The sequence below is a fragment of the Janthinobacterium sp. BJB304 genome, assembly GCF_002735765.1.
Taxonomy (GTDB): Bacteria; Pseudomonadota; Gammaproteobacteria; order Burkholderiales; family Burkholderiaceae_D; genus Janthinobacterium.
In genome coordinates this window covers 295,507-320,862 of record NZ_PDZN01000005.1, presented here as the reverse complement: position 1 = coordinate 320,862, position 25,356 = coordinate 295,507, and the positions used below count along the sequence as shown (strand labels likewise).

At 65.4% G+C, this 25,356-nt stretch carries 19 protein-coding genes; 4 read left to right on the top strand and 15 right to left on the bottom strand.

From position 1 onward, the window contains the following. The 12 genes from CSQ95_RS08640 to CSQ95_RS08590 form a co-directional block, all read right to left on the bottom strand. Window positions 1–320: hypothetical protein (locus tag CSQ95_RS08640; RefSeq protein ID WP_143449921.1), on the bottom strand; the 320-nt coding region annotated here is incomplete at its 3' end. A 164-nt stretch (window positions 321–484) separates the two neighbouring features. Then, window positions 485–961, bottom strand: coding sequence for a hypothetical protein (locus tag CSQ95_RS08635; RefSeq protein WP_070224288.1), 477 nt, complete (start codon window positions 959–961; stop codon window positions 485–487). A 215-nt stretch (window positions 962–1,176) separates the two neighbouring features. Next, window positions 1,177–2,394, bottom strand: coding sequence for an acetate/propionate family kinase (locus CSQ95_RS08630; RefSeq protein WP_099409176.1), 1,218 nt, complete (start codon window positions 2,392–2,394; stop codon window positions 1,177–1,179). After that, the gene (locus CSQ95_RS08625) at window positions 2,391–3,806 is read right to left on the bottom strand and encodes a bifunctional enoyl-CoA hydratase/phosphate acetyltransferase (RefSeq protein WP_099409175.1); all 1,416 of its coding nucleotides are present in this window, start codon (window positions 3,804–3,806) and stop codon (window positions 2,391–2,393) included. The genes CSQ95_RS08630 and CSQ95_RS08625 overlap by 4 nt, the downstream gene beginning before the upstream one ends. Window positions 3,807–3,815: 9 nt before the next feature. Next, on the bottom strand, window positions 3,816–6,080 hold the full coding sequence (locus CSQ95_RS08620; protein WP_099409174.1) for a DUF3141 domain-containing protein: 2,265 nt from the start codon (window positions 6,078–6,080) through the stop codon (window positions 3,816–3,818). A 47-nt stretch (window positions 6,081–6,127) separates the two neighbouring features. Then, window positions 6,128–7,252 carry an ABC transporter permease gene (locus tag CSQ95_RS08615; RefSeq protein ID WP_099409173.1) on the bottom strand — a complete coding sequence of 375 codons (1,125 nt, stop codon included), beginning with the start codon at window positions 7,250–7,252 and terminating at the stop codon, window positions 6,128–6,130. Window position 7,253: 1 nt separating this feature from the next. Further along, window positions 7,254–9,995, bottom strand: coding sequence for a ribosome-associated ATPase/putative transporter RbbA (gene rbbA, locus CSQ95_RS08610; protein ID WP_099409172.1), 2,742 nt, complete (start codon window positions 9,993–9,995; stop codon window positions 7,254–7,256). 2 nt (window positions 9,996–9,997) lie between these two features. Next, window positions 9,998–11,071 carry an HlyD family secretion protein gene (locus tag CSQ95_RS08605; protein ID WP_099409171.1) on the bottom strand — a complete coding sequence of 358 codons (1,074 nt, stop codon included), beginning with the start codon at window positions 11,069–11,071 and terminating at the stop codon, window positions 9,998–10,000. Window positions 11,072–11,089: 18 nt separating this feature from the next. Continuing rightward, window positions 11,090–12,535, bottom strand: coding sequence for an efflux transporter outer membrane subunit (locus CSQ95_RS08600; protein ID WP_373631661.1), 1,446 nt, complete (start codon window positions 12,533–12,535; stop codon window positions 11,090–11,092). Between the two features lie 10 nt (window positions 12,536–12,545). Continuing rightward, window positions 12,546–13,331, bottom strand: coding sequence for an enoyl-ACP reductase FabI (fabI, locus tag CSQ95_RS08595; protein WP_180278994.1), 786 nt, complete (start codon window positions 13,329–13,331; stop codon window positions 12,546–12,548). Further along, window positions 13,328–13,513, bottom strand: a complete 186-nt coding sequence (locus tag CSQ95_RS29035) for a hypothetical protein (protein ID WP_139144132.1) — start codon at window positions 13,511–13,513, stop codon at window positions 13,328–13,330. The genes fabI and CSQ95_RS29035 overlap by 4 nt, the downstream gene beginning before the upstream one ends. Before the next feature lie 428 nt (window positions 13,514–13,941). Then, the gene (locus tag CSQ95_RS08590) at window positions 13,942–15,384 is read right to left on the bottom strand and encodes an IgA Peptidase M64 (protein WP_099409170.1); all 1,443 of its coding nucleotides are present in this window, start codon (window positions 15,382–15,384) and stop codon (window positions 13,942–13,944) included. Window positions 15,385–15,592: 208 nt separating this feature from the next. On the opposite strand from CSQ95_RS08590, the gene CSQ95_RS08585 reads away from it, so the two are divergent. Continuing rightward, window positions 15,593–16,195, top strand: coding sequence for a TetR/AcrR family transcriptional regulator (locus CSQ95_RS08585; protein WP_099409169.1), 603 nt, complete (start codon window positions 15,593–15,595; stop codon window positions 16,193–16,195). 8 nt (window positions 16,196–16,203) lie between these two features. Then, the gene (locus tag CSQ95_RS08580; RefSeq protein ID WP_257217993.1) at window positions 16,204–17,406 is read left to right on the top strand and encodes a DUF418 domain-containing protein; all 1,203 of its coding nucleotides are present in this window, start codon (window positions 16,204–16,206) and stop codon (window positions 17,404–17,406) included. Here CSQ95_RS08580 and CSQ95_RS08575 read toward each other — a convergent pair. From CSQ95_RS08575 to CSQ95_RS08565, 3 genes are all read right to left on the bottom strand, one after another. After that, window positions 17,397–18,650 carry a cyanophycinase gene (locus CSQ95_RS08575; protein WP_099409200.1) on the bottom strand — a complete coding sequence of 418 codons (1,254 nt, stop codon included), beginning with the start codon at window positions 18,648–18,650 and terminating at the stop codon, window positions 17,397–17,399. The genes CSQ95_RS08580 and CSQ95_RS08575 overlap by 10 nt on opposite strands. Before the next feature lie 148 nt (window positions 18,651–18,798). Next, on the bottom strand, window positions 18,799–21,558 hold the full coding sequence (locus CSQ95_RS08570) for a TonB-dependent receptor (RefSeq protein ID WP_099409167.1): 2,760 nt from the start codon (window positions 21,556–21,558) through the stop codon (window positions 18,799–18,801). Between the two features lie 32 nt (window positions 21,559–21,590). Then, window positions 21,591–22,592, bottom strand: a complete 1,002-nt coding sequence (locus CSQ95_RS08565; RefSeq protein WP_099409166.1) for a MurR/RpiR family transcriptional regulator — start codon at window positions 22,590–22,592, stop codon at window positions 21,591–21,593. A 199-nt stretch (window positions 22,593–22,791) separates the two neighbouring features. Between CSQ95_RS08565 and CSQ95_RS08560 the strand changes: the two genes are divergently transcribed. Both CSQ95_RS08560 and CSQ95_RS08555 read left to right on the top strand, forming a co-directional pair. Next, window positions 22,792–23,928: a succinylglutamate desuccinylase/aspartoacylase family protein gene (locus tag CSQ95_RS08560; protein ID WP_099409199.1), complete on the top strand. Its 1,137-nt coding sequence runs from the start codon at window positions 22,792–22,794 to the stop codon at window positions 23,926–23,928. An 18-nt stretch (window positions 23,929–23,946) separates the two neighbouring features. Continuing rightward, complete coding sequence (locus CSQ95_RS08555; RefSeq protein ID WP_162995779.1) at window positions 23,947–25,335, top strand: YfcC family protein; 1,389 nt, start codon at window positions 23,947–23,949, stop codon at window positions 25,333–25,335. Window positions 25,336–25,356: the final 21 nt, after the last annotated feature.

Genomic DNA, 25,356 nt, shown 5'->3' with positions numbered 1-25,356 from the left:
GCGCCATGCAGCAGGCATCGCAGGGCATGGCCGCCGCCATCGCCCACGTGCATGCAACTGGCGCCGGCCATGCCCTGCGATGCCTGCTGCATGGCGCCGCCCGGCATGGCGCCGGCATGCGCGGCGGCCGCGCCCTGCGCGAGCGCCGCCTGGTCCGCGTACGACATGCCCAGGCGCGGCCCCGGCATGGCGTCGGCACCGGCCGCATCAGTGTCGGCATGCACGTCGCCCTCGACCGGCATGGACTGCGTGGACTGCATGGCCGGCGCGCCTTCCGCCGAACCGGTGGCCGGTGATTTTTTTGTTTTAGCGGTGCTCATGGTGTCTCCTTCGTCTGTTTGCCAATTCACTATGGCACGGCGAAAAGAGGAGCATTTGTGCCAGATCAAGACTGGCAAGCGGTGCCCGAAAAAAGTGGCAGACGAAAAAAAAGACAGCCGAAGCTGTCTTTTTGGCTTGCGGGCCGTGGCCCGCAAACGGGGAATTACTTGGCGGCGGCGGCCTTGACTTCAGCGTCGGCTTTGGCCTTGGCTTCTTCCGTCTTGGTGGCGGCGAGGGCTTTGTCGGCATTCGCTTCCACTTTTTCCTTGGCGACCTTGGCGTTCGCTTTTACGGCAGCCTTGGTGGCTTTCGCATCGGCCTTGGCATCGGTTTTGTCTGCCTTGGCTTCCGCTTTCAGCTTGTCTTCCGCATCGGCGTTGACGACTTTGTCATGGGCCTTGGCTTTGGTTTTGTTCGCCTTGTGATGGGCATCAGCTTTCTTTTCGTCAGCCTTCATCTCGGCCTTGGCGACATTGGCGTCAGCCTTGGCATCGACTTTGGCTTCCGAAGCGGCAGCCTTGTTGACGTCTTTTTGCGCGGAAGCCTGGGCTTTCACGACAGCTTCCGTGGCCGGCGCGGTTTGAGCGAAGGCGGCGGTAGCAAACAGGGTAGCGATCAGTGCGGCGAGTAATTTGTTCATGATGAGACCTTTCAATATGGTTTAATTTTATTCTTACTAAAGGCGGGCAAAATGTTCAAAATTTGCCAGGCATCGCGCTGTTTCTTGATGTAGCGCAATGGCATGACTTCATAGTAAAGATAACTGGCAAAACACACAGTGCGGTAGCGCACTCAACGAGAAATATATGCAAATCGGCAAATTTCCCATCGAACGCGGCCTGACGCTTCAGATCCTCATGCGCTCACGGCCAGCGCCGCGTGGCGCGCCGCCACCCACTCCTCGTTGGCCGGCTCCACGCCCACCGCGATGCGGCTGGCATCGGTGGAGATACGGCTGGCGTTGCGCGCATTGGCCTGCGCATCGAGCACGGGGCCGATAAAACCGAGCTCGGCGCAGATGCGCTGGCGCAATTCGGCGCTGTGTTCGCCGATACCGGCCGTAAACACCAGCATGTCCAGTCCCCCCAGCACGGCCGTCAGGGCGCCGATCTCGCGCACGATGCGGCGGATATATAAAGCCAGCGCGGCGCGGATGCGTTCGCCCGTCGCATCCTGCCGGTCCTGCTGCGCCAGCAAGACCGGCGGGTCGGCCGACACGCCGGACACGCCCAGCAAGCCCGACTCGTGGTACAGCACATGCGCCACTTTTTCCAGCGACAGCTTTTCGATTTCCATCAGATAGATCACGGCGCCAGGATCGAGCGAACCGCAGCGCGTGCCCATCATCAGGCCGTCGAGCGCGGAAAATCCCATGGTGGTGGCCACGCTGTGCAAATTGTCCATGGCGCACAGGCTGGCGCCGCTGCCCAGGTGGGCCACGATGACCTTGCCGCGCGCGACAGCGCCAAAACGCTGCTCCAGCACCAGCGACTGGTATTCATACGACAGGCCGTGGAATCCATAGCGGCGCAAGCCCCGCTCCCACGCATCGTAAGGCAGGGCCAGCATCTGCTCGACCTGCGGCACCGTGTGGTGGAACGCCGTGTCGAAGCACGCCACCTGGGCGATGTCGGGCCGCGATGTGAGCAGCACCTCGATCGCTTCCAGCGCGAACGGCTGGTGCAGGGGCGCCAGCGGCACATAGCTTTTCAGGTCCGCCAGCACGGCGAAATCGATGCGCACGGGGGCGAAGTACTTGCTGCCGCCATGCACGACGCGGTGCGCCACGGCGCGCAGCGCACGCCCGTCCAGCTGCGCCACGACTTGCGCGCGGATGTATTCGAGCGCCGCGTGATGCGGCTGCTCCGGGTCCAGCTGCAAGGCGACCGCCGGCATGCCGCCGGCGCGGTACGTGGCGTTTTCGCGGCCGATGCCTTCGACCTTGCCGCTCCATTGCGCCTGCTGCGGCAGCACGCCGTCCGCCTGCTCGAACAGGGCGAACTTGATGCTCGACGAGCCGCAATTGAGCACCAGGATCAGGGTGCCGTCGGCGTGGGTGATTGGCGCGTTCATGGCGGCGTGCTCCGGTAATGGTTGGCCAGCATCACGGCGATGGCGCAGGAGGCGATGCGGCTGGCGCGCGAATCGGCGCGGCTGGTGAGGATGACGGGGATCTTCGCGCCCAACACGATGCCGGCGCTGTCCGCGTCGCCCATGTACTCGAGCTGCTTGGCCAGCATGTTGCCGCTTTCCAGGTCGGGCACCAGCAGAATGTCGGCGCGGCCCGCCACTTCCGAGACGATGCCCTTGACGGTGGCGGCGGCGATCGACACGGCGTTATCAAAAGCCAGCGGGCCGTCGAGGATGGCCCCCGTGATCTGTCCGCGGTCGGCCATCTTGCACAGGGCGGCCGCGTCCAAAGTCGCCGGCATGTCCGCGTTCACCGTTTCCACGGCGGCCAGGATGGCCACGCGCGGGCAGGCCACGCCGATCACGTGCGCCAGGTCGATGGCGTTGCGCACGATGTCGGCCTTCATGGCCAGGTTGGGCGCGATATTGATGGCCGCGTCCGTGATGATGAAAGGGCGCGGATAGGCGGGCGTCTGCATCAGGAAGCAGTGGCTGATGCGGCGCTTGGTGCGCAGGCCGGCGCTGGCCGACAGCACGGCCGACATCAGTTCGTCCGTATGCAGGCTGCCCTTCATCAGCGCCTCCACTTCGCCCTTGCCCGCCAGTTCGGCGCCGCGCGCGGCCGCCGCATGGCTATGCTCGACGTCCTCGATGGCGATGCCGGCCAGGCTCAGGCCCGCTTCGGCCGCCACCGCTTCCAGGCGCGCGCGCGGCGCCACCAGCACGGGCGTGATCAGGCCGGCCGCATGCGCGTCCAGCGCGCCCGACAGGCTCAATTCATCGCAGGGGTGGATCACGGCGACCCGGATCGGCCCCAGCGTACGTGCGTGCTCGAGCAGGCGCCGCGTGCCGTCGCCGTTATGCAGGCGCACTTCGGGCAAGGTGGCGCGCGCCCGCTCGATCTGCTCGGCCGGCGCGATCACCTGCGCCTCGCCGTCGAGCACCACGGCGCCATGCTGGTTGACGCAGCGGCAAGCCAGGGTCACGTGGCGGCTGCGCGGCTCGCGCGCCGTGACGGTGACGCTGATGGCCAAGGTATCGCCCACGCGCACGGGTTGCAAAAAGCGCAGGGTCTGGCCCGTGTAGACGGTGCCGGCGCCGGGCAGGCGCGTACCCAGCACGGCGGATATGAGGGAAGCGCCCCACATGCCGTGCGCGATCACGCCCTGGTAGCGGGTGGCGGCGGCAAATTCGGTATCGAGGTGCTGCGGGTTGTCATCGCCCGACATCACCGCGAACAGGGCGATATCGTCCATGCTCAGGGTGCGCGTGATGCTGGCGGTGTCGCCGATGGCGATCTGGTCGAAGGTGCGGTTACGCACGATATTCAGATCATCGTCTTGGGTAGTAGTCATCGTGGTCTTCTAAGCAGAGGTAATGTGTTTGGCCGGTTTGGCTTTTGGTCCGGCATGGGAGGCGCGCGCGTCCGGCGGCAGCGCCTTCGCCTGCGCCTTGATCGCGCGGTCGAAGACGTCCAGCATCTGCTGCAGGCTCGCTTCCTCGTCCGGCGTCGGCGCCTCGGGCACCTGCAGCACTTGCTGCAGCCATTCGGCCAGCGCGCCGATGTCGTCCGGATCGGCGCGCGACAGCAAGGCCGGCAAGGCGGCGATGGCGGCATCGAAATCATGCAGCATCAGGCGCGCCTGCTGGCGCACGATGCCGCGGAATTCCTCCATGCTGACCTCCTGCCGGTATTGCGGCTTGATCAATTTGAGGGCCAGGTTGACCCTGCGCTCGTCGGCGATCATGCGGAAGCGGTAGATGTAGAACAGCGCGCGCACGGCCGCTTCCACCAGGCCGCCGCGCTGCATGTCCTCGTCCATCTTGCGCGTTTCGCAGCGCACGTATTCGCAATGCTCGGGCGAGATGCCGGGATGGGGGCGCGGCGGCGTGGCATCGCCGATGGTCTGTCCCGTCAGCGCCTGCACCAGGGGCGAGCCGTACACCAGGTCGAAGGTGGTTTCCTGCACAGTATCGCGCCAGTCGCGCCAGCTGTTCAAACCAGCCGTGATGGCGCCAGAGACGGCTTCCTGCATGGCCAGCAGCGGATTGTCGGGCGATACCGGCTGGCGGTGGGCGCGCACTTTTTCCGCCTCCCTGGCCACCAGTCTGGCCAGCGGATTGTGGTCGGTCCAGCGCTCGTACGACACGCGCAACGGATGCGCAAGCTGCAGGAAGCGCGCGGTCTGCGGCGTGACCATGGCGCGCACCCACGGCTGCGCGAACGTGCGGTACAGGGCCAGGTTGACCTCGGATACGCGCGCGGCGGCGGCGAACTTGCGGTCGTTTTCCACGCTCGGCTGCACGATGGCGCGCACGTCCTCGATGCCGCGGTGCTCGACCTGCAGCACATAATCTCCGCTGGCCAGGTCGGCATTCGGCGTGTCGGGCGTCTTGTCGACGATCCGCGCTTCGTAGATCCCGGCCGGCAGCAGGTTGATCAGGTCGATATTGCTGGCGAATTTCTGGTGTTCCTTGTGCCCCACCTTGGCCGAGACGAAGATGCCCAGGTGGCCGATGCTGTCATGCACGGCGTAGACGATGGTCTGGTCGTGCATCAGCACGTCCTTGTCGTCGCGGTACAGGTCCGTAATCCAGCCCAGCGCCTGCGGCGGCGGCGTGATGTTGTCGCCATTCGAGCAGAACACGACGATGGGCGAACGGATATTGCGCAAGTCCAGGCGCACGCCGTCGGAGGTGATCAGTTCGGCCGTGGCCAGGCGGTTGCCGATGAACAGATTGTCGACGATGTACTGCATCTCGACGTCGTTGAGGAAGACGTGGCCGCCCCAGTATTTTTCAAATTCCAGGTAACGGGGCGCTTCCGTATCGATGTTCGCGTACAGGTTGTACTGCTTGCTCCACAGCGTGTTGGCCGGGTTGAGCTTCTCGAAATTCTGCACCAGGCTGGCGCCGTCGAAACGGCCGTTGCCCAGGTCGCCCGCCAGCGCCGTGGCCCAGCTGCCGCCCATCAGGCCGCCCGCGTAGCGCATCGGGTTGCGGCCATGCCAGCCGGCCCAGTAGGACACGGGCGCGCCGGCCACGATGATGGGGCCGAACAATTCCGGGCGCATGGCCGCCGTCATGAGGATTTGCCAGCCCGCCTGGCAATTGCCGATGACGACGGGCTTGCCTTCGCTGAGCGGATGCAGGGCGATGACTTTTTCCAGGAAGGCCGCCTCCGCATGCATCACGTCTTCCACCGTCTGTCCCGGCACGGGATCGGGCAGGAAACCGATGAAGTAGCACGGATGGCCGGCGCGCAGAGCCACGCCGATCTCGCTCTCCGCCTTGAAGCCGCCGATGCCGGGACCGTGGCCGGCGCGCGGGTCGACGACGACAAACGGCCGTTTCGATGGCTCAGGTTCGGGCGCATCGGGCGTCAGAATGCGCGCCAGGCCATAGTTGACGGGGCGCGCCAGCTCCAGGCCCGACATCACCAGTTCGGCGGGGAAATCGAGCACGTTCGGCACTTCCTCGGCCAGGTGTTCCTGGTACTGGTTGCCGCGCCGGCGCATCACGTCCGCGTACAGCACGATGCGCTGCCACGAGTCGCGCGCATAGTCGCCCAGCATGCCCAGCGACGGCAAGCCGCCGGTGGAGAAAAATGGTGCAGCTTCGATCTTCATGGCTATCCTTTTCATGCAAAAAACGCCGGACCATTCCGGCGCGGGGGCTACGCCATCTGGCTGATGGTCTTGCGAAAACGCGCCAGCGCGAAGGTAAACAGGGCCGTGCCGATGGCCAGCAAGGCCAGGAACGGTTTCCACACCACGTCGATGCCGGCGCCCCGGTACAGGATCGCCTGGCTCAATTCGACGAAATGCGTGGTCGGGGCGATCAGCATGATGTTCTGCACCAGCTCGGGCATGCTTTCGCGCGGCGTGCTGCCGCCCGACAGCATCTGCAGCGGCAGCAGCACGAGGATCAGGAGCATGCCGAACTGCGGCATGCTGCGCGCCACGGTGGCCAGAAAAATGCCCATCGAGGTGGTGGCAAACAGGTGCAGGGCCGCGCCGCACAGGAACAGCGCGATCGAGCCTTCGATCGGCACGTGCAGCATGCCGCGCACCACCAGGTTCAGCGACAGGGCGGCGGCCAGCAGCACCACCAGGCCCATCGACCAGACCTTGCCCAGCATGATCTCGGCCGGCGTCACGGGCATCACCAGCAAGTGCTCGATGGTGCCGTGTTCGCGCTCGCGTATCAGCGCCGCGCCCGTGAGGATGATCGACAGCATCGTCACCTGGTTGATGAGCTCCATCAGCGAGCCAAACCACGCCTGGCTCAGCGAGGGATTGAAGCGCGCGCGCATCACCAGCTCCACGGGCGAGACGGTCGCGCCCCGGTAGCGCTTGGCGAATTCGGCTATTTCGCCGGCGACGATCTGCTGGATGTAGCCGCTGCCGCTGAAGGCCTGGCTCATGCGCGTGGCGTCGACGTTCAGCTGCAATTCCGCCTGGCGCCCGCCCAGCACGTCGGCCTGCAGCTTGGGCGGGATCGTCAGCACGAAGGTGTACCGGCCCGCATCGAGGCCCGCATCGACCTGGCTCTGGTTGATCATGGCCGGCGGCGTGAACTGGGGCGGGAAGAAGGCCGAGGCGATGCGCGCGGACAGCGGCGAGCCATCCTCGTCGACGATGGCGATCGAGGCCATGTGCAGGGTTTCCGGCTTGGCCGTGGCGGCCACGTAGATGGCCAGGGTGAACGTGTAGAGGATCAGGATCAGCATCATCGGATCGCGGATCAGGCTCCAGATTTCCTTCACGCCCAGGCGGTAGATGTTTTCAAGGTGGCGCATATCAGCTCTCCTGTTTCTTCAGCAGCGCCACCGTCACGCCGAGGATCACGGGAATGGCGACGAGCAGGGGCCAGAACGAGGCGTGCAGGTCGCCGAAGCCCAGCGCCTTGTTGAACACGCCGCGGCTGATATTGAGCATGTGCGTGGCGGGGTACATCAGGCCGACGGCCTTGCCCACGCCTTCCATCGACGAGACGGGATTGAGCAGGCCGGAAAACTGGATGGCCGGGATCATGGTGCCGATCATGGTCACGAACAGGGCCGCGATCTGGCTGCGCGTAAAGGTCGAGGCGAACAGGCCGATGCCGGTGGCGCAGATATTGAAGATGAAGGTGGCGCCGATCAGGGTCGGCAAGCTGCCCTTGATCGGCACGCCGAAGGCCGTGACGGCCAGCAAGGCCATGAGGACGAAGTTGAACATGGCCAGCACGACGTACGGCACCTGCTTGCCGAGCAAGAATTCCAGGCGCGTGACGGGCGTCACGTACAGGTTGATGATGGAACCGAGTTCCTTTTCGCGCACCACGGACAGCGCCGCCAGCATGGCCGGCAGCATCAGCAGCAGCAGGGGAATCACGGCCGGCACCATGGCGGGCAGGCTTTTCACGTCCGGGTTGTAGCGGTAGCGCGTCTGGATGGCGACGGGGTTGCTCATCGTGATGCCATAGCGGTGCAAGGCCTGGTCGGCCAGCCACAGCTGATGCATGCCCTGCACGTAGCCCTGCACGGTTTCGGCGCGCATCGGCATGGCGCCGTCGATCCACGCGCCCACCTGCGCCGGCGCGCCGCGCTGCACGTCACGCGCGAAGCCGGGCGGGATCTCGATGGCCAGCGACAGTTCGCCGCTGCGCATGCGCTTGTCGATATCGGCATAGTCGCGCAGCGGCGGGCGCTCGACGAAGTAGCGCGAGCCGGCCAGGTTGTTCGTGTAATTCTGGCTCAGGGTCGTCTGGTCGTGGTCGAGCACCGCATAGCTCAAGTCTTCGACGTCCAGGCTGATGCCGAAGCCGATGACGAACAGCAGCAGCACCGAGCCGCCCAGCGCCAGGGTCAGGCGCACGGGGTCGCGGCGCAATTCCAGCGCCTCGCGCCACATATAGCTGAGCATGCGGCCCAGGCTGAAACGGCTGCGCCGGTGCTGCGGCGCCGGTGCCGCTTCCTGCGGCACGGATGCCGGCGGTTCCTGCACCGTCGCCGCTGCCGTGCCGCCGCCCGCCTCTTCCAGGTAGGCGATGAAGGCCGCCTCCAGCGACGGCGCGCCCTTCTTGCGCACCAGTTCGGCCGGCGCATCGCTGACCAGCACTTTACCCGCATGCATCAGCGAGATGCGGTCGCAGCGCTCGGCCTCGTTCATGAAGTGGGTGGAAATGAAGATGGTGACGCGGTCGCGCCGCGCCAGTTCAATCATCAGGCGCCAGAAATTGTCGCGCGCGATGGGGTCGACGCCGGACGTCGGCTCGTCGAGGATCAGCATTTCCGGCTTGTGCACCATGGCCACGGCCAGCGACAGCCGCTGGCGTATGCCCAGCGGCAGGCTGTCGGGCAAGTCGTCCATCACGGCGCGCAGATCGAAGCGCTGCGCCATTTCGTCGATCCTCGCCGGGATCTCGCCCTCCGGCACGTGGAACAGGCGCGCGTGCAGCACCAGGTTCTGGCGCACCGTCAGTTCGCTGTACAGGGAAAACGCCTGCGACATGTAGCCGACCCTGCGGCGCGTGTCGATGTCGTTGGAATCGACTTCCTTGCCGAACAGCCAGGCCTTGCCTTCCGTGGCCGGCAGCAGACCCGTGAGCATCTTCATGGTGGTCGATTTGCCGCAGCCGTTCGAACCGAGAAAACCGAAGATCTCGCCGCGGCCGATGCGGAAATTCACATGATCGACGGCGGTAAAATCGCCGAAGCGCATGGTCAGGTCTTTGGCCTCGATGGCGACGTCCTGCGCGCTGGCGGCGTCCAGCGGCGTGATCACGACGGGCTGGTGGCCGGCGCGCTTGGCTTCGGGCAGCAGCTTGATGAAGGCCGCTTCCAGGTTGCCGCTTTCGGTACGCGCCAGCAGTTCGGCCGGCGTGCCCGTATCGAGCACCTTGCCGTCATCCATGGCCACTAACCAGTCGAAGCGCTGCGCCTCGTCCATGTAGGCGGTGGCCACCATCACGCTCATTTGCGGGCGCTGCACGCGGATGCCGGCGATCAGGTCCCAGAACTGGGCGCGCGCCAGGGGATCAACGCCGGTGGTCGGCTCATCGAGAATGAGCAGGTCGGGATCGTGGATCAGGGCGCAGCACAGGCCCAGCTTCTGCTTCATGCCGCCCGACAGCTTGCCCGCCGGGCGCGCGAGGAAGGGCTGCAAGCCCGTGCTGCGGGTCAGCTGGTCGATGCGGCGGCGGCGCTCGGCCGCGTCATGGCCGAACAGGCGCGCGAAAAACTGCAGGTTTTCCTCGACCGACAGGGTCGGATACAGATTCTTGCCCAGGCCTTGCGGCATGTAGGCGATGCGCGGGCAGACGTCGTCGCGGTGGCGCGCATCGCGCATGTCGCCGCCCAGCGCCATCACGCTGCCCTGCTGCACGGCGCGTGCGCCGGCCACCAGCGACAGCAGGCTCGATTTGCCCACGCCATCGGGGCCGATCAGTCCCACCATGCGGCCGGCCGGCACGTCCAGGTCGATGGCGTCGAGCGCCACCGTCTTGCCGTAATGCTGGCTGACGCCCTTGATGCTGACGACAAAGGAAGTCACGTCCATGCTCACTGCGGAACCTTGGCCGTCAGTTCAGCGGGCCAGGGCTGCTTCGCATCGAGGCGCACCCAGGCCACGCCCGGCAAACCCACTTTGACCAGGGCCAGGTGCTTTTGCAGCAGCTCGCGGCTGATCTGCGCCTTCACGCGGAACATCAGTTTTTGGCGCTCGCTGGCCGTTTCCACCGTCTTCGGCGTGAACTGCGCGCTGGCGGCGACAAACGAAATCGTCGCGGGAATCACGTAATTGGGCGCCGCGTCGAGGATGAGGCGCACTTCGCCGCCCATCGCCACCTTGCCGGCCGCCGTCTCGGGCAGGAAGAAGGTCATGTAGACGTCCGACAGGTCGACCAGGTTGAGCACCTTGCCGCCGCCGGCCAATACTTCGCCCTGCTGCGCCACCAGGTATTGCACGCGGCCGTCGCGCGGCGCCGTCAGCTGGCCATCGGCCAGGTCGGAATCGATGCGCGCCGTGGTCGCCTCGGCGGCCACGACGGCGGAACGCGAACCGACCACCTGCGCTTTTGCCGCATCGATGGCCGCCTGCGCCGCCGTCACCTGCGCCTTGGCCGCATTCAGGGCGGCGGCGACGCTGCGCACGCGGGCGCGGTCGTCGTCGAGTTCCTGCACCGAGGAAGCGCCTTCCTTCGACAGGGTTTCGGAACGGGCCAGACGGCGCTTGGCCGCATCGAGTTCGCTTTCGCGCTGCGCCACCATGGCCAGCGCGGCCGCCTTGTCACTCTCGCGCACGGCCACCTGCGCCTGCGCGCCAACCACGGCATCGGACGCCTGCTGCTGGCGCGCGCGCGCCTCGTCGCGCTGGGCCGTCAACGAGTCGACCTGCATGGTGGCCAGCGGCTGGCCCGCCTTGACGAAGTCGCCCTCGCGCACGAGAATCTCCTTGACCCGGCCGGCCAGCTTGGTGGCGACGTCGACTTCCGTCGCTTCGATGCGGCCATTGCCGCTGACAAAACCTTCGCCAGGGCCCGTGGGGCGCATTTTTTGCCAGGCCACGTAGCCCAGCACGAGAACGGCCACGACGAGCGCCGCGGGGATGAGTTTTTTCTTCAGTTGAGCATTCATGGTATCGGGGCGATCAAATTAGTGGGTGGAAGCGGCGGCGGGTGCGGGTGCGCCGCCGCCCAGGGCCGCGTACAGGCTGACCTGGCTGGACAGCAGCGCGCGGCGCGTCTGCACCAGCTGCTGCTCGACCGTCAGCAAGTCGCGCTGCGCATCGAGCACTTCCAGGTAGGGCGCGGCGCCATTGTCGTAGCGCAGCTTGGCCAGGCGGGCGCGTTCGCTCTGCGCGGCCAAGGTCGTCTTGCCGATATCGACCTGCAGTGCCAGCCAGCGCCGGTTCGACAGCGCGTCGGCCACTTCGCGGAAGGCGCCCTGCACGCTCTTTTCATAATTGGCCACGGCCACGTCGCGGCGCACCTCGGCCAGATCCCTATTGGCGCGGATGCGGCCCGCGTCAAAAATCGGCAGCACCAGGCGCGGCGCAAAATTCCAGGCGCCGCTGCCCGAGTCGAACAGGCCGCTCAATTCCGCGCTGGCCGTGCCATAGCCCGCCGTCAGCGAAATGGTGGGGAAGAAGGCAGCGCGCGCGGCGCCAATATTGGCGTGCGCCGCGCGCAGCTGGTGCTCGGCCGCCATCAGGTCGGGGCGCTGCGTAAGTAAAGCCGAGGGCAGGCCCGCATGCAGCGGCTGCAGCACGCTGGCGTCGTCGAAGCGGCGCACCTCGCCAGCCACCGGCGTCAGGTCGACGGGGCCGCCCACCAGCTGGGCCAGCGCGTGCGCCTGCACGGCGCGCGCCTGCTCCAGCTGGGCCGACAGCGACAGGGCCTGGCTGAGCAGGGTTTCCACCTGCGTCAGGTCCAGCTTGGAAATCGACCCCACCTCGAAGCGGCGCGTGAAGATGCGCAGCGATTCGGCGCGGCTGTCGACGGTGGCGCGTGCCAGTTCCACGCGCTCGTCGAGTTCGCGCAAGCCCAGGTAGCCATTGGCCACCTGCGCCACCAGGGCCACGCCGACGGCGCGGCGCGCCTCGTCGCTGGCCAGCAGGGTTTGCAGCGCGCTGTCCTTCAGGCTGCGCACCCTGCCCCAGAAATCGAGTTCCCAGGCGCTCACGTTCAAGCCCGCCTGGTACTGCGCGCTCGTCATGGGGCGGCCCGTCACGCTCAGGTCACCTGGCACGCGCGCGCGGCTGCCGGAGGCGCCCAGCGCAATGGTGGGAAATTGTTCGGCGCGCTGGATGCCATATGCGGCGCGCGCCTCTTCCACGCGCAGGGCGGCGATGCGGATATCGCGGTTGCCGGCCAGCGCCTGCGCAATCAGCGCCTGCAGACGCGGGTCGGCAAAGTAGGCTTGCCAGGCGACGTCGGGCGCCTGCGCGCCGGCCGGATCGGCTTCCGGATACTGCGCCGCCACGGGCAGCGGCGGCGGCGCGTACGGCGGCGCCAGCGAGGCGCAGCCGGCCAGGGCCAGCGCGGTGGCCAGCGCGGCCATCCTGGCGCGGTTGGGCAAAGTAGAAACAGCCATGGTCATCGTCTTCCAGTCAATTCAGAATGTTGTAGCCGCCATCGACATACAGAGTGCCGCCCGTGATGGCGCGCGCACCGTCGCCGGCGAGGAAGGCGCACAGCGCGCCCACGTCCTCGATGGTGGCCAGGCGGCGCATGGGCGAGCGTTCGATGGCGTCGGCCATCAGGCGGTCGAAATGGGCGATGCCGGAAGCGGCACGCGTCTCCAGTGGTCCCGGCGAGATGGCGTTGACGCGGATGCCTTGCGGCCCCAGTTCGGCGGCCAGGTAGCGCACCGACGCTTCCAGCGCCGCCTTCACGGGACCCATCAGGCCATAGTCGGCGATGACTTCCTCGGCGCCCAGGTAGCTCATGGTCATCAGGCTGCCGCCGTCCGGCATCAGCGGTTCGGCCAGTTTCGCCATGCGCATGAAGGAGTGGCAGGAGACATCCATGGCCTGCGCAAAGCCGTCGGCGGAACTGTCCGTCACGCGGCCATGCAAGTCCTGCTTCGGCGCGTAGGCAATGGAGTGGACGACGAAGTCGAGACGCCCCCACTGCCGTTCGATCTGCGCGAACAGCGCTTCGAGCTGGCCCGGCACGGCCACGTCGAGCGGCGCCATGATGGCCGCCTGCACTTGCTGCGCCAGCGGCTCCACGTATGGACGGGCCTTGTCATTGAGCCAGGTCACGGCCAGTTCGGCGCCGGCCGCGCGCAGAGCGCTGGCGCAACCCCAGGCGATGCTTTGCCCATTGGCAATGCCCACCACCAGGCCCCGCTTGCCCTGCAAAGGCAAGTGCTGCGGCAAGGCGGCCATCATGCCTGGACTGGACGCAGGGCGGGCCACGGCGTGGCCGCATGCACGCAGCGCACCGCGCCGGCGCGCATGGCGGCAGCGCACATGGCCAGGGTGACGCCACCGGCGCGCGCATACGGCAAGGCAATCGGAGTGTGGGGGTGTAAGGTACTGCACGCGTCAGGCGCGGGGGTCTGCATCTTCATGAATCGGCTTCCGTCACTGAAATTCGAGGCCGGCACCAGTGCATTCTCGGGGAACTGGTACAGGGCGAAAATTACTCTACAGCATTTAGATACGTGATTCGCGATGAGTCCGGTCCACATGCTTATCGTTTTGAGCTAGGTCAACTATAAGTGCGATTGCGGCAATGCAACATTGATGTAAATCAAATTTTACCGCAATATTATCTAAATGAAATATTTTTCAGGCAAGCGTGCGAGCGTATGTATTTGACAATACTTCCGGGCTGGCGGGAAGAAAAGGAGGCATGCGGGCGCAGATGCATATTGCCTGAAAAACAAGCGGATCTGGGCAGTGGAGGAAGGCAGGCGGCAGGGCGAGGCAGAAAGGGGGCCATGCTATTGCGTTGCAACATGACCCACCATGCATTACTGGAATGGCAGAAACAGCATTATTTCCCCGATGCCGATGCGGGACGCGAATACAGATCGATGATGGTGCTGATGCCATTCTGGCATACGGAACAGAAGGTCTCGCTGCGGTCGAACATGATGCACTGCATCTCGGGACGGTAGTAGCCGGACGATTCATAGTTCGCGCCTTCGAAGGCGCCCACCGCATGGCGCTGCGGCGCCTTCGAGAACAACTGCTGCGTGTATGCCAGGTCGGCCTTGAACAAATCGCTCATCTCGCTTTCCGGGCGGTTGGCCGCGCGCAGGGCAGCGCGCTGCTTCTGGTATTCGCGCGCATGGCTGTCGTACGCTTCCTTCGGCCAGGGCGTCGGCAGCGGCGTGCCGGCCTTGACGTGGCTCTTCCATTTCAGCTTGGCCGGATCGCGCAGCGCCGTGGCGTTCGGCTCCCACGGCTCCTGGCGCTCGCCGTTCGACTGGTAGGCCACGGGCGAAGTGTAGTACTCGTCGGCCAGGCCGGCGAAATGGTGGCCGAATTCATGCACGAACAGGTAGTTGGCCCAGTCGTTGTTCGCTGCCGCCGTGCTGAACTGGCCAAAGATGCCGCCGCCGCCGTAGGTATCGTTATTGACGAGGATTTCGATGAATTCGTACGGCGCGTACTGCGCCAGGTCGCGCAGTGCGCGGTTGTCCGTCGTCAGCACATAGCGCTCGCTGCCGAAGATGTCGTAGCGCGTGCCCAGAGGCGAGGCGTGATGCACGCCCGTCGATGGGCGCGACACGCCCGATTCCTGCGTCGGCGCGGCCATGGCCCACACATTGAAGTCATTGGCCCGCTCGCGGAATGGCGAGACGGTAAACAGGTGCTCGGCCAATTTCCGCGCCGTCGCTTCGAACTTGCCCATTTCGGCGGCCGTGTAGCCATCGCCCATGATCAGGAGATCGACCTTTTCGGACGACGGACCGCTGACGCGGATCGGGATAGGCTTGACGGGCGCCGGCGGCTGCTTGCGGATCACGTCCTGCGCGGCCGGGTCGACGTCGGTGCTCCACACAATGGAAAACAGGCCGCGCTCGTCGCGCTTGAGGATGCGCACGCGCACAGGCTGCTCGGGCTGCGGGAAGCGCACGGATTCCTGGAAGGCGCGCGTCGTGGTTTTCGCCTCGTCGGTGCTGGCCCACTCGCCGAAGATGGTGGAAAAGCCGCGCGAGTACAGCACCTTGCCCGACTTGATGTCGACCACTTCCAGCATATTGTTGCCGCGGTTGCTGTCGTCGATGGGACGCGCCAGGTTGCCAGGCCATGGCAGGGGCTCGACCAGCACGCGCTCGACCGCATAATGCTCGCCCAGCGCATTGCCGCTGTGCTGGTAGTCGAGGCGCATGGTGGCCGGCTGGGCAGCATTGGCCGCTTGCGCGGCAGGGACGATGCCGGCGGCCAGCGCCAGCGCGCACAGGAAGGATCGAATCGGGGTCTGCTGCATCTCATTCCTAACACGGTAGAAAAACGGGTAAAAGAAGCGGTTTTCCGAACAAACAGCGGCGCCAGCGGCGGGCATGGAAAAATCCGGTGCGGCACATTGTAGCGACAGGAATCGGCACTGCAAAGCATCCATTTCACCCACCAGCTTGACCGCGCCACGCAATCCATTTATATTAGACTGACTAGTCAATTAATTAAAGAGCAAAGCCATGCGAACCATCGATCCAGATAAACACGCGGCCCGCCGCGACGCCATTCTCGCCGCCGCGCGCCACTGCTTCGCGCGCAAGGGCTTTCACCAGACCAGCACCGCCGCCATCTGCGCGCAGGCGGGCATGAGTCCCGGTAACCTGTTTCACTATTTCCCCACCAAGCAAGCCATCATCGCCGCCATCGTCGACCAGGAAGGCAGCGAGACGGCCGCCTATTTCGCCGGCGTGCAAGGCAGCGCCGATGCGTACGGCGCCCTGCTCGACTTCATGGACCTGGTGCTGGCGCTGGCGGCCGACGGGGACTTTGCGGGACTGGCGCTGGACATTGCCGCCGAGGCGATGCGCGACACGGACATCGCGGCCAGGGTGGCGCGCAACGACGCCAGCCTGCGCGGCGGCCTGCAAACATTGCTGGCAGAGGCGGCGGCGGCAGGCCAGATCGACGCCGCGCTGGACGCCGCGCAAACGGCCGGCTGGATCGTCGCGCTGATCGACGGCATCTTCAACCGGGTCGCCGTCGATCCCGATTATGCACCGCTGGCGCAGCGCGCCAGTTTGCACCTGCTGCTGGCGCGCTTCCTGCGCCCTGCCCTGGCATGAGCGCCGCCATGCCAACCCCGCCCACGCGCATTGCCGACGTCGACGCCCTGCGCGGCTGCGCCCTGTTCGGCATTTTGGTGGTTAATATCGGCGCCTTCGCCACGCCCTGGTTCGGCCTGGGCATGACCGATCCCGCCTTTCACGGCGGCGTCGACCGCGCCACGCATTTCCTCGTCGCGCTGCTGTTCGAGACCAAGTTCTACCTGCTGTTTTCCTTCCTGTTCGGCTACAGCTTCACCTTGCAGATGCAGGCGGCCGCGCGCGCCGATGCGCCGTTCGTGCCGCGCATGCTGCGCCGGCAAGCGGCCCTGTGGCTGATCGGCGCCCTGCATGCCGTGTTCCTTTTTCATGGCGACATACTGACCACCTACGCCGTGCTGGGCATCGTGCTGCTGGCGCTGCACCGTTGCGGCGAACGCCAGGCACTGTGCCTGGCCCTGGTGCTCGTCACCGTCTGCGCCGCGTTCTGGGCAGGCATGGCCTGGCTGCAAAGCCTGCAGCCGGCGGGCGACGCGGCGGACAACGCGGTGGCGATGGCCCAAAAGGCGGCAACGGCGCTGGCCGCCTACCGCGCCACGCCGGCCGCGGTCGTCAATCAGCACTTGCGCGAACTGAGCGACATCTGGATCGTCCTGCTGCTGGTGCAGGCACCGTGCGCGCTGGCCATGTTCCTGTGCGGCCTGGCCGCCGGCAAGCGCGAGATGCTGCTGCACGCGGCCGATTATCTGCCGCTGCGCCGACGCCTGCTGTGGGCCGGCGCGCTGGCAGGCCTGCCCGGCGCCGCCGCATATGCGTGGACCTCCGTGTATGGCGAGAGCCAGGCATGGCAGGTGGCGGGACTGGCCGTGGGCCTGGCGAGCGCGCCGCTGCTGGCGGGCGCCTACCTGGCATGCGCGCTGCCCCTGTTCGAACGGCTGCGCGACGGCACGCTGTTTGCGCTGCTGGCCGATACGGGCCGCATGGCCCTGTCGAACTACCTGCTGCAGTCAGCCGTCTGCGCCTGGCTGTTCCTCGCGTATGGCGCGCGCTTGATGGGCAGCGTCTCGCCGCTCGGCGCGCTGGCGCTGGCCGTCATCATCTTCAGCCTGCAGCTGCCCCTGAGCCGCTGGTGGCTGCGCGGCCACGCCTATGGCCCCGTCGAATGGCTGCTGCGGGCCCTGACGATCGCCGCGTGGCCGCGCTGGCGGCGTGCCAGTGCAAGCTACTTGTAGCGGTACAGCGGCTGGCGCAGCTGGATGGGGCGGATGTCGAGGCGCAATTTCAGCACCGAATACGCTTCCGCCTCGGTCGAGCTGTAGCCGACGCTGTTGACCGTCTTGCTGAAGCGGAATTCGAAGCCCAGCTCCGGGTACGGGTCGCGCGGGTTGCCGAAGGCGATGCCGATGGCTTCCTGCTGCGCGTTGTCGATCAGGTTGCCCATCAGGTCGAGCACGGCGTTGTTGCCGAGGATATCGTTGGTAAACACGGGCTCGCGCATGTCGGGCTGGTTCGGATCGAGCTTGTTGTCGGCCTTGTCCGGCGAGGGCGTAAACACGCGCGTGACGAGGTTGAATTTGTCGCCCCGGTCCAGATAGCTGATGGCAGCATTGCTGATATTGAAATTTTTCACGCCACGGTCGCTGATGGCGCCCGACAGGTCGATCAGCAGGGCGCCGCTGTAGCCGATCACTTCCACGTCGCGCATGGCATCGACCACCATGGCGCTGTTTTCATCGATACCCAGTCCCAGGTGATAGCCTTTTTTCAGCATCACGGGAATCATGCGCGCAAAGCGCCCGCGCACCAGCAGATGCTGGTCCACAAAAACGTCGCTGCCGATGAAGCCCAGTCCAGGCGCGATCTCGCGGCCATCCGTGACGCCCATCTTGAGCATGTCGAGCACGGGTTTGGCATCGTAGAACATGGTGGTGCTCATGATGGCCGCGCCGGCGCTGGAACCGGCGATCACGCCGCCGTTGCGGTAGACCGACCAGATGGCTTCCAGCGCGGCCGTGCGGCTGCCGTCCGGGCGCAGCAAGGCTTGCGTGATGCGCCCCTGGTCGCCGCCGGCGAAATAGATGCCGGTGGCCGACTTGATCTGCGTGACGATGGCCGGATCTTCGGCCGCCTTGCGGTAATCGCGATTGGCCAGCTTGACGGCTAGCGGCACGAAAAAGGCGTCCGCACCATATTGATTGAGCTTCCTGATGATGCTTTCACCCGATTTTTCCGGGTTCATCGCGGCCGAGGCCAGCACGGCGATGCGCGCGCCCGGACCGCCCGACAACTTGACGATGCGCTGCCACACTTCGGCATTGTCGGCGCGCAGGCCGCCGCCGATGATGACGAGCGTGCCCTGCGGCGCGCTGCCGATGGCGCTGCCGCCGGGCGCCGCCACGGCATGGAAGCTGCACAATGCCAGCGCGAACAGCAGCGCGGCGCAAAAGGTGTGGTACCGGCTTGAGAATAATTTCATGATGCCTTTCGAATACAAGGAAAGGGGCGCGCACTTGTTGATACCGGCGCGCGCCCTTGCTGCCAAAACTGCTGCCTGCCACCCAACTGCATCGAACTACGATACTACTTGCCGCATATGACAGCGTTATTGCGGTATCTCCAGTTTTTTACTTGAAGCTGTAATTGGCGCTGGCGTAGAAGCGCCGGCCGCGCGGGTCGGCGTAGCTGGGGTCATAGCCGGACAGGAAGAAAAATGCCTGGTTCGAGTATGGCGGACTGGTATTGAACAGATTCTGTATGCCGGCGCGCAGCTTGAACTGCTGGCTGACCGCATACGCGCCCGACATGTCCCACAGCGTGTAGGCCTTCACCCGGTTCGGCTTGACCACGCTGCCGTCGTCCGTGTTGATGGCCGAGTTCTGGTCATCGTAGCCGCTCGAATACGTGTTCGACAGGCTGGCCGAATACGGGCCATTGTCCCAGTCGAGGGTGATCGTATGGCGCCAGCGCTGCACCACGCCGTCCGTGACGAACTTGTTCAGATTGCTGATGAAGGCATCGCCAGGGCTGGTCTGGATCTTCGAATCGAGCACATAGGTGCCGCTCAGATGTCCGCCAAAGCGTCCCCACGCCGTTTTCACGCCATGCAGGTCGGCCGTGATATCGATGCCCGAGGCTTTTTGCGCACCGCGGTTTTCCTTGCGCAGCTCGATGTAGCGGATTCCATTGTCTTCGTCGCGGTGTACGAGGTTGCCGTACTTGGACAGGTTGGACAGGATGATGTCGTCGCCGATTTCGCTGATCAAATCCGTGCGCCTGATGTTCCAGTAGTCGGCACTGAAGGTCCAGTGCTGGCCGGGTTCGAGCACCACGCCGGCCGTGAACTGGCGGCTGCGCTCCGGTTTCAGCTTGTCGTTGCTGTAGCGGCGCGTACGCCAGTTGTCGGCGCAGACGGAGTAGTCGTTGTTCTCGGCTTCGCAGTACACGGGATCAGGCAGGGTCGCCGTCTGGCTGTAGACAGTGGGCCGATGCAGGTCCGACATCGACGGCGCGCGGAAGCCCTTGCCGGCCGAGGCGCGCAGCAGCACCTCCTTGCTGGGCATGTAGGTCAGGCCGATCTTCGGACTGAGGGCACCGCCCACTTGCTGGTAATGGTCATAGCGGCCGGACAGCTGCGCCTGCCATTGCTTGCTAAACGGCAATAGCAATTCGCTATAGATGGCCTGCACGTTGCGGCTGTCGCTGGTGGCCACGCCGCCTTCGGGCGCGTCATCGTTGGTGATGTTACCGCTCATTAACAACGCGGATGGCCGGAAATCCGTGCGCTCGCGCCGCACTTCGCCGCCCACCGCCAACGCCATGTCGCCGCCGCCCATGGACATCAAGGCACGCGACACCTTGAAATCGAGCGCATCCATGACGCCGCGCGCGTGCCGCACTTCGTCGTTGACCTGGATGCTCTCGAGCAGCGCCTTACCCGCCGCACTGGAGGGGCCGAAGGGATTGATGGTGCCATCCGTGATGCCCTTTTGTAGCTGGTCTGCCAGGAGGTAGCCGTGCGTGTCCTTGTCCCTGACCACATTGACACTGTGATTCAAGCCCACGTCGTAATCCCAGCCGCCCACGGTGCCGGTGGCGCCCACCACGTAACGCTGGCTTTCGCTGGTCAATTCGCTGGTGCGCATGCCCGCTTCGTTCAGGCGAATGCGCAGGGCCAGCGTGCCGGTCAACCCGGCAGCGTTCAGCTGCGGCACCATGCTGGCGTCGATTTCGCCATCCGGCCGCGCTGTCGATCCCACGTAATAGCTGCGCGAGCGGCTCAGTGCCACTTCCGCATACAACTGGTGATCGTTATTCAGTTTCAGCACGCCGCGCGTGAGCAGGTTCTGCTTGTCCGTTTTCGGATACAGCTCGGTGTCGCCCATGTAGTTATAGGTACACGCATCGACGCCGCCCGTGCCGGCAGGCAGGTACACATTGGCCGGTCCGCTGCAGCCTGGAATCGACAGATTAATCAGGCGATTCGTGATCGGCTGGCCATTGAGCAGGAAGCCCTGCTCCTGCAGGTAGTCGCGCTGGTCGCTGGAGAGGCGGATATTTGCCGGACTGGTGTAACTGGACAGCAAATGGCCGAGGCGTTCCGGCACATGCAGGTGCGGAATGAACTTGCGCTGCGAGGTGCTCAGACGGTCGGTTTTTTGCAGGTCGACCACGGCAAAGATATTGTAGCCATCCGTGGCCAGGTCGCCCGTGCCGGCCGTGATGCTGGCCGTGCGCTTGCCGGCGCCGCCTTCCTGCGTGCCGCTGCCGTAGGCGTTCAGCTCCACGCCCTGGTAATCCTTGCGCGTAATAAAATTGATGACGCCGCCGATGGCGTCCGTGCCGTACAGGGCCGAGGCGCCATCGAGCAGCACTTCCACGCGCTGCAGGGCGGCGGCGGGAATGTTATTGAGGTCCACGCCCGCATCGTCGCCAGGCGAGGCAAAGTTGGCCATGCGCCGGCCATTGAGCAGCACCAGGGTCGACGAGGTGCCCACGCCGCGCAGGTTGGCGCTGTTGAAGCCGCGCTGGTCGCCGCCCACGTTGATGCTGACGCCATCGGTCAGGCCGCCCACGTTGGCCGAGACGCGCGCCATCAGCTCGGCCGCCGTCGTCACGCCCGCCTTTTCGATCTCGGCCCGCGTGATGATCTGCACGGGCAGCGCCGTCTCCGACTCCAGCCGCTTGATGGCCGACCCCGTGATTTCCACGCGCTGCATTTTTTTCGGCGCCGGCTCCACATCCGGCCCCTGCTCTTGCGCCTGCGCGCCGCAGGCCAGCATGCCCAGCGCCGCCGACACGCTCAGGGCCCCCAGCGCCAGCCGCACGCCTTGCGCCAGCACCGATTCGCGTGGCAAGGAGCCGCCGTCCTGTTTTTTCATCTGCATTGTCATTCTCCCCGGATGTTGATGCCTGATTTTTATAATGATTTTGGGACTGCCTTGCGTTGCTTTGAAGCTGTTTTCCGCGCGCCCTGCACGCCATGTTCGCCGCCATACAGATAGGCGGAGATGACTTCGCTCAAGCGGGCCGCTTTTTCTACGTTCTTCCTGTTCGATACCATCAGCGCCACGGCCAGCGCCTCGATCATGGCCAGCGCCGTGCTGGCGCTGCTTGGCAGGACGGGATGCGTGCTTTGCGCATACAGCGCGTGGTCGGCCAGTTCGGCCAGGGGCGACGCGGGCGAGTCGGTAAGCGCCACGATGCAGGCGCCGCGGTCGCGCGCAAAGCTGGCCAGGCCGATGCAGTCGAGCGTGTAGCGGGGGAACGAGATCACCACGAGCACGTCCTGCGCCGTCAGGTTGACCAGGTGACCGGCCGCCACTTCCGAGCCGCCGATGCCCACCACTTCCACCACGTGCGGGCAAAACGGCTGCAGATGCTGCACCAGCATGCCCGCCAGGTTGGCCGACAGGCCGAAACCCATCACGTACACGACCTTGGCGCGCGTCAGGCGGCGCACCACGGCCAGCATGGCGGGCGGCGACAGGGCATCGGACGTGGCGGCGATGTTCGCGGCCGCATATTCCAGGCTTTCCGTGATCGGCGAGGTGGCGCGCGCGCGCCGTTCTATCGTGCGGCGCAGTTTGTCGACCGGCTGCAGCAGCGATTGCAGGGTTTCGGCCATGGCGCCGCGCATGGCCGAGTAATTCTTCTGACCGATATCGCGCGCGAAGCGGCTGATGGTGGCCGTCGATACCTGGCAGCTGTCGGCCAGTTCCTCGATGCCCAGCGCCGTGACGCGCATCTGGTTGCGCAGCAGGTAATCGGCGATCTGCCGCTGCGAAGCCGAGCCGCCGGCCAGCACGTGCATCAGCGCCTGCCCCAGCGGCGATTGCGCGAAGGCGGCATCGGGCGACGCCAGCGTGGTGGCAAGTGGCGTGGGGGCGCTGCTTCTGGCAGGACTGGCGGATGCTCTCATATCACTGGCGGCCTGTATTCTTGGGCACTGCTGATCACTGGAGGAAGGGGAAATCGGGTCGCTGGAACTTACTTTACTCATATCAAAAAGAAAACTCAACAAATATTTGTAAAAGGATTTTCATTGATTTACTTCGTGAAAATATTGCTACATAATCGACCGGAATCCATCAACCATGCACCTTTTCGGGGCGCCCACCATGCAAGTACAACAGCATTCCATCTCCACCGCGCACGCCAGCATGTCATGCCAATTGAGCAGCTTCCACTTCGGCAGCGCGGCCGCCACCAGCCGCAGCGGCAAGAAGGTGTACATCCAGGCGGCCCTGCACGCGGACGAGGTGCCGGGCATGCTGGTGTCGCAATTTTTGCGCCGCGAACTGCTGGCGCTGGAAGCGGCCGGCAAGGTGCACGGCGAAATCATCCTGGTGCCGGCCGCCAACCCGATCGGCCTGGCGCAAGCCATCCATGGCGCGCCGTTCGGCCGTTTCGACCTGACCACCGGCATCAACTTCAACCGCGCCTACCGCCACGTGGCCGATGAACTGAAAACCACGCTCGATGGCCAGCTGGGGCAGGATGCGCCAGCCAACGTGGCGCTGATACGCGAGCACGCGCGCGCCGCCGTCGCCGCCTGGCAGCCGGGCACGGATGCGGAGACGCTGAAGAAAACCCTGCTGGGCATGGCCATCGACGCCGACATCGTGCTCGACCTGCATTGCGATAACGAAGCGGCCCTGCACATCTATACGGGCACGCCGCTGGCGGCGCAGATCGCGCCCCTGTCCGCGCTCCTGGGCGCGCGCGCCGTGCTGCTGGAACTGGCGGCAGGCGAAGAGCCGTTCGACGAAGCATGCAGCCGCTTGTGGTGGGATCTCGACGCGCACTTCGGCGGCCGCTATCCGATTCCCGCCGCCTGCCTGTCGACCACCGTCGAACTGCGCGGCGAGGTGGAGGTGAGCTACGCCCTGGCCGAACGCGACGCCGCCGCCCTCCTGCGCTTTCTCGCCATCGAGGGCGTACTGGACATCGCCGGCGCCGGCGAGAACCTGCCCGCGCCGCAATGTACGCCAACGCCGCTGGCGGGCGTGGAACCGATTCTCGCGCCGCATCACGGCGTGCTGGTCTACCTGCGCGAAATGGGCGACGTATTGGCCGCCGGCGACGCGGTGGCCGACCTGATCGACCCCGTCAGCGGCGAGACGACGACCTTGCGCTGCACGGTCGCCGGCGTCTTTTTTGCGCGCAGCGCCCACCGCCACGTCCTGCGCGGCATGAACGTCGGCAAGGTCGCAGGCAGCATCGCCTTCCGCGGCGGCAGCCTGCTGAGCCAATAAATGTCACAAAAAAGCGCCATGAGAACATTCAAGCTCCCCAATACCTTCGTCCTGCTGTGCGCCATCCTGGCCATGATCGCCCTGGCGACCTGGCTGGTACCGGGCGGGAAATTCGACACCCAGCTGGTCAACGGCAAGCAGCTGATCATCCCCGGCACGTTTCATTACGTAGCCAACAAGCCGCAGGGCCTGGCCGCGCTGATGATGGCGCCCATCAAGGGCTTCGTCGACGCCAGCCTGATCATCGGCTTCGTGCTGATCGTCGGCGGCGCCTTCGCCGTGCTGCAAAAAACGGAAGCCTTCGATTCGCTGATCAAGGCCATCGCCAAGGCGCACACCAGTTCGCGCTTCGTGCGCGCTGCCATCATCCCCGTCTTTTTTACGATGTTTTCGCTGGGCGGCGCCACCTTCGGCATGAACGAGGAAGCGATTCCCTTCATCCTGATCTTCGTGCCGCTGGCCCTGGCCCTGGGCTACGACACCATCACGGGCGTGTCGATTCCCTTCATCGGCTCGCAGGTGGGCTTTTCCGCCGCCTTTTTAAATCCGTTCAACGTCGGCATCGCGCAGGGCATCGCCGGCGTGCCGATCTTTTCCGGCATCGGCTACCGCCTGATCGTGTGGGCCATCGCCACGGCGGTCAGCATCGTGTTTTTGATGTGGTACGCGGCGCGCATCAAGCGCCATCCGGAAAAAAGCCCGACCTACCTGCTCGATATCGAAAAGCGCAGCGAACATTCGATGGACCTGGACAGCTTTGCCGGCATGACGCGCACGCACCGCGCCGTGCTGTGGATCTTCATGGCAACCTTGCTGACGATGGTCGTCGGCGTCGTCAAGTACGACTGGTTCATCGATGAAATCGCCGCGTTGTTCCTGGTGATGGCCATCATCGTCGGCCTGGTCGGCCGGCTCGACATGGACAGCCTGGTCGCATCCTTCGTGCAGGGCGCGCGCGACATGGTCAGCGTGGCGCTGGTCATCGCGCTGGCGCGCGGCACCATGATCCTGGCGCGCGACGCGCAGATCATCGACACCATACTGCATGCATTGACGCCCCTGGTGGCCTCGTCGAGTCCCGTCTTCGCCGCGCAAAAGATGTTCTTCATGCAGTCGGTGATCAACTTCTTCATCCACTCGGGCAGCGGCCAGGCGGCGCTGACCATGCCCATCATGGCGCCGCTGGCCGACCTGGTCGGCGTGACGCGCCAGACGGCCATCCTGGCCTTCCAGTTCGGCGAATTCACCACGCCGATGATCCCCACGTCCGGCATCACCGTCGGCGTGCTGGCGCTGGCGCGCGTGCCCTGGATCACGTGGGCCAAGTGGATGATCCCGCTGCAGCTGATCTACCTGGTGCTGGCGCTGCTGCTCTTGATTCCGCCGTGCCTGATGCACTGGCAGTGAGCGCCGGTCCAGCTGCTCAGG

Coding starts and splice junctions, on each gene's coding strand:
- CSQ95_RS08635 (WP_070224288.1), bottom strand. CDS start 961: ATGAACAAATTACTCGCCGCACTGATCGCTACCCTGTTTGCTACCGCC.
- CSQ95_RS08630 (WP_099409176.1), bottom strand. CDS start 2,394: ATGAACGCGCCAATCACCCACGCCGACGGCACCCTGATCCTGGTGCTC.
- CSQ95_RS08625 (WP_099409175.1), bottom strand. CDS start 3,806: ATGACTACTACCCAAGACGATGATCTGAATATCGTGCGTAACCGCACC.
- CSQ95_RS08620 (WP_099409174.1), bottom strand. CDS start 6,080: ATGAAGATCGAAGCTGCACCATTTTTCTCCACCGGCGGCTTGCCGTCG.
- CSQ95_RS08615 (WP_099409173.1), bottom strand. CDS start 7,252: ATGCGCCACCTTGAAAACATCTACCGCCTGGGCGTGAAGGAAATCTGG.
- rbbA (WP_099409172.1), bottom strand. CDS start 9,995: ATGGACGTGACTTCCTTTGTCGTCAGCATCAAGGGCGTCAGCCAGCAT.
- CSQ95_RS08605 (WP_099409171.1), bottom strand. CDS start 11,071: ATGAATGCTCAACTGAAGAAAAAACTCATCCCCGCGGCGCTCGTCGTG.
- CSQ95_RS08600 (WP_373631661.1), bottom strand. CDS start 12,535: ATGACCATGGCTGTTTCTACTTTGCCCAACCGCGCCAGGATGGCCGCG.
- fabI (WP_180278994.1), bottom strand. CDS start 13,331: ATGATGGCCGCCTTGCCGCAGCACTTGCCTTTGCAGGGCAAGCGGGGC.
- CSQ95_RS29035 (WP_139144132.1), bottom strand. CDS start 13,513: ATGAAGATGCAGACCCCCGCGCCTGACGCGTGCAGTACCTTACACCCC.
- CSQ95_RS08590 (WP_099409170.1), bottom strand. CDS start 15,384: ATGCAGCAGACCCCGATTCGATCCTTCCTGTGCGCGCTGGCGCTGGCC.
- CSQ95_RS08585 (WP_099409169.1), top strand. CDS start 15,593: ATGCGAACCATCGATCCAGATAAACACGCGGCCCGCCGCGACGCCATT.
- CSQ95_RS08580 (WP_257217993.1), top strand. CDS start 16,204: ATGCCAACCCCGCCCACGCGCATTGCCGACGTCGACGCCCTGCGCGGC.
- CSQ95_RS08575 (WP_099409200.1), bottom strand. CDS start 18,650: ATGAAATTATTCTCAAGCCGGTACCACACCTTTTGCGCCGCGCTGCTG.
- CSQ95_RS08570 (WP_099409167.1), bottom strand. CDS start 21,558: ATGCAGATGAAAAAACAGGACGGCGGCTCCTTGCCACGCGAATCGGTG.
- CSQ95_RS08565 (WP_099409166.1), bottom strand. CDS start 22,592: ATGAGAGCATCCGCCAGTCCTGCCAGAAGCAGCGCCCCCACGCCACTT.
- CSQ95_RS08560 (WP_099409199.1), top strand. CDS start 22,792: ATGCAAGTACAACAGCATTCCATCTCCACCGCGCACGCCAGCATGTCA.
- CSQ95_RS08555 (WP_162995779.1), top strand. CDS start 23,947: ATGAGAACATTCAAGCTCCCCAATACCTTCGTCCTGCTGTGCGCCATC.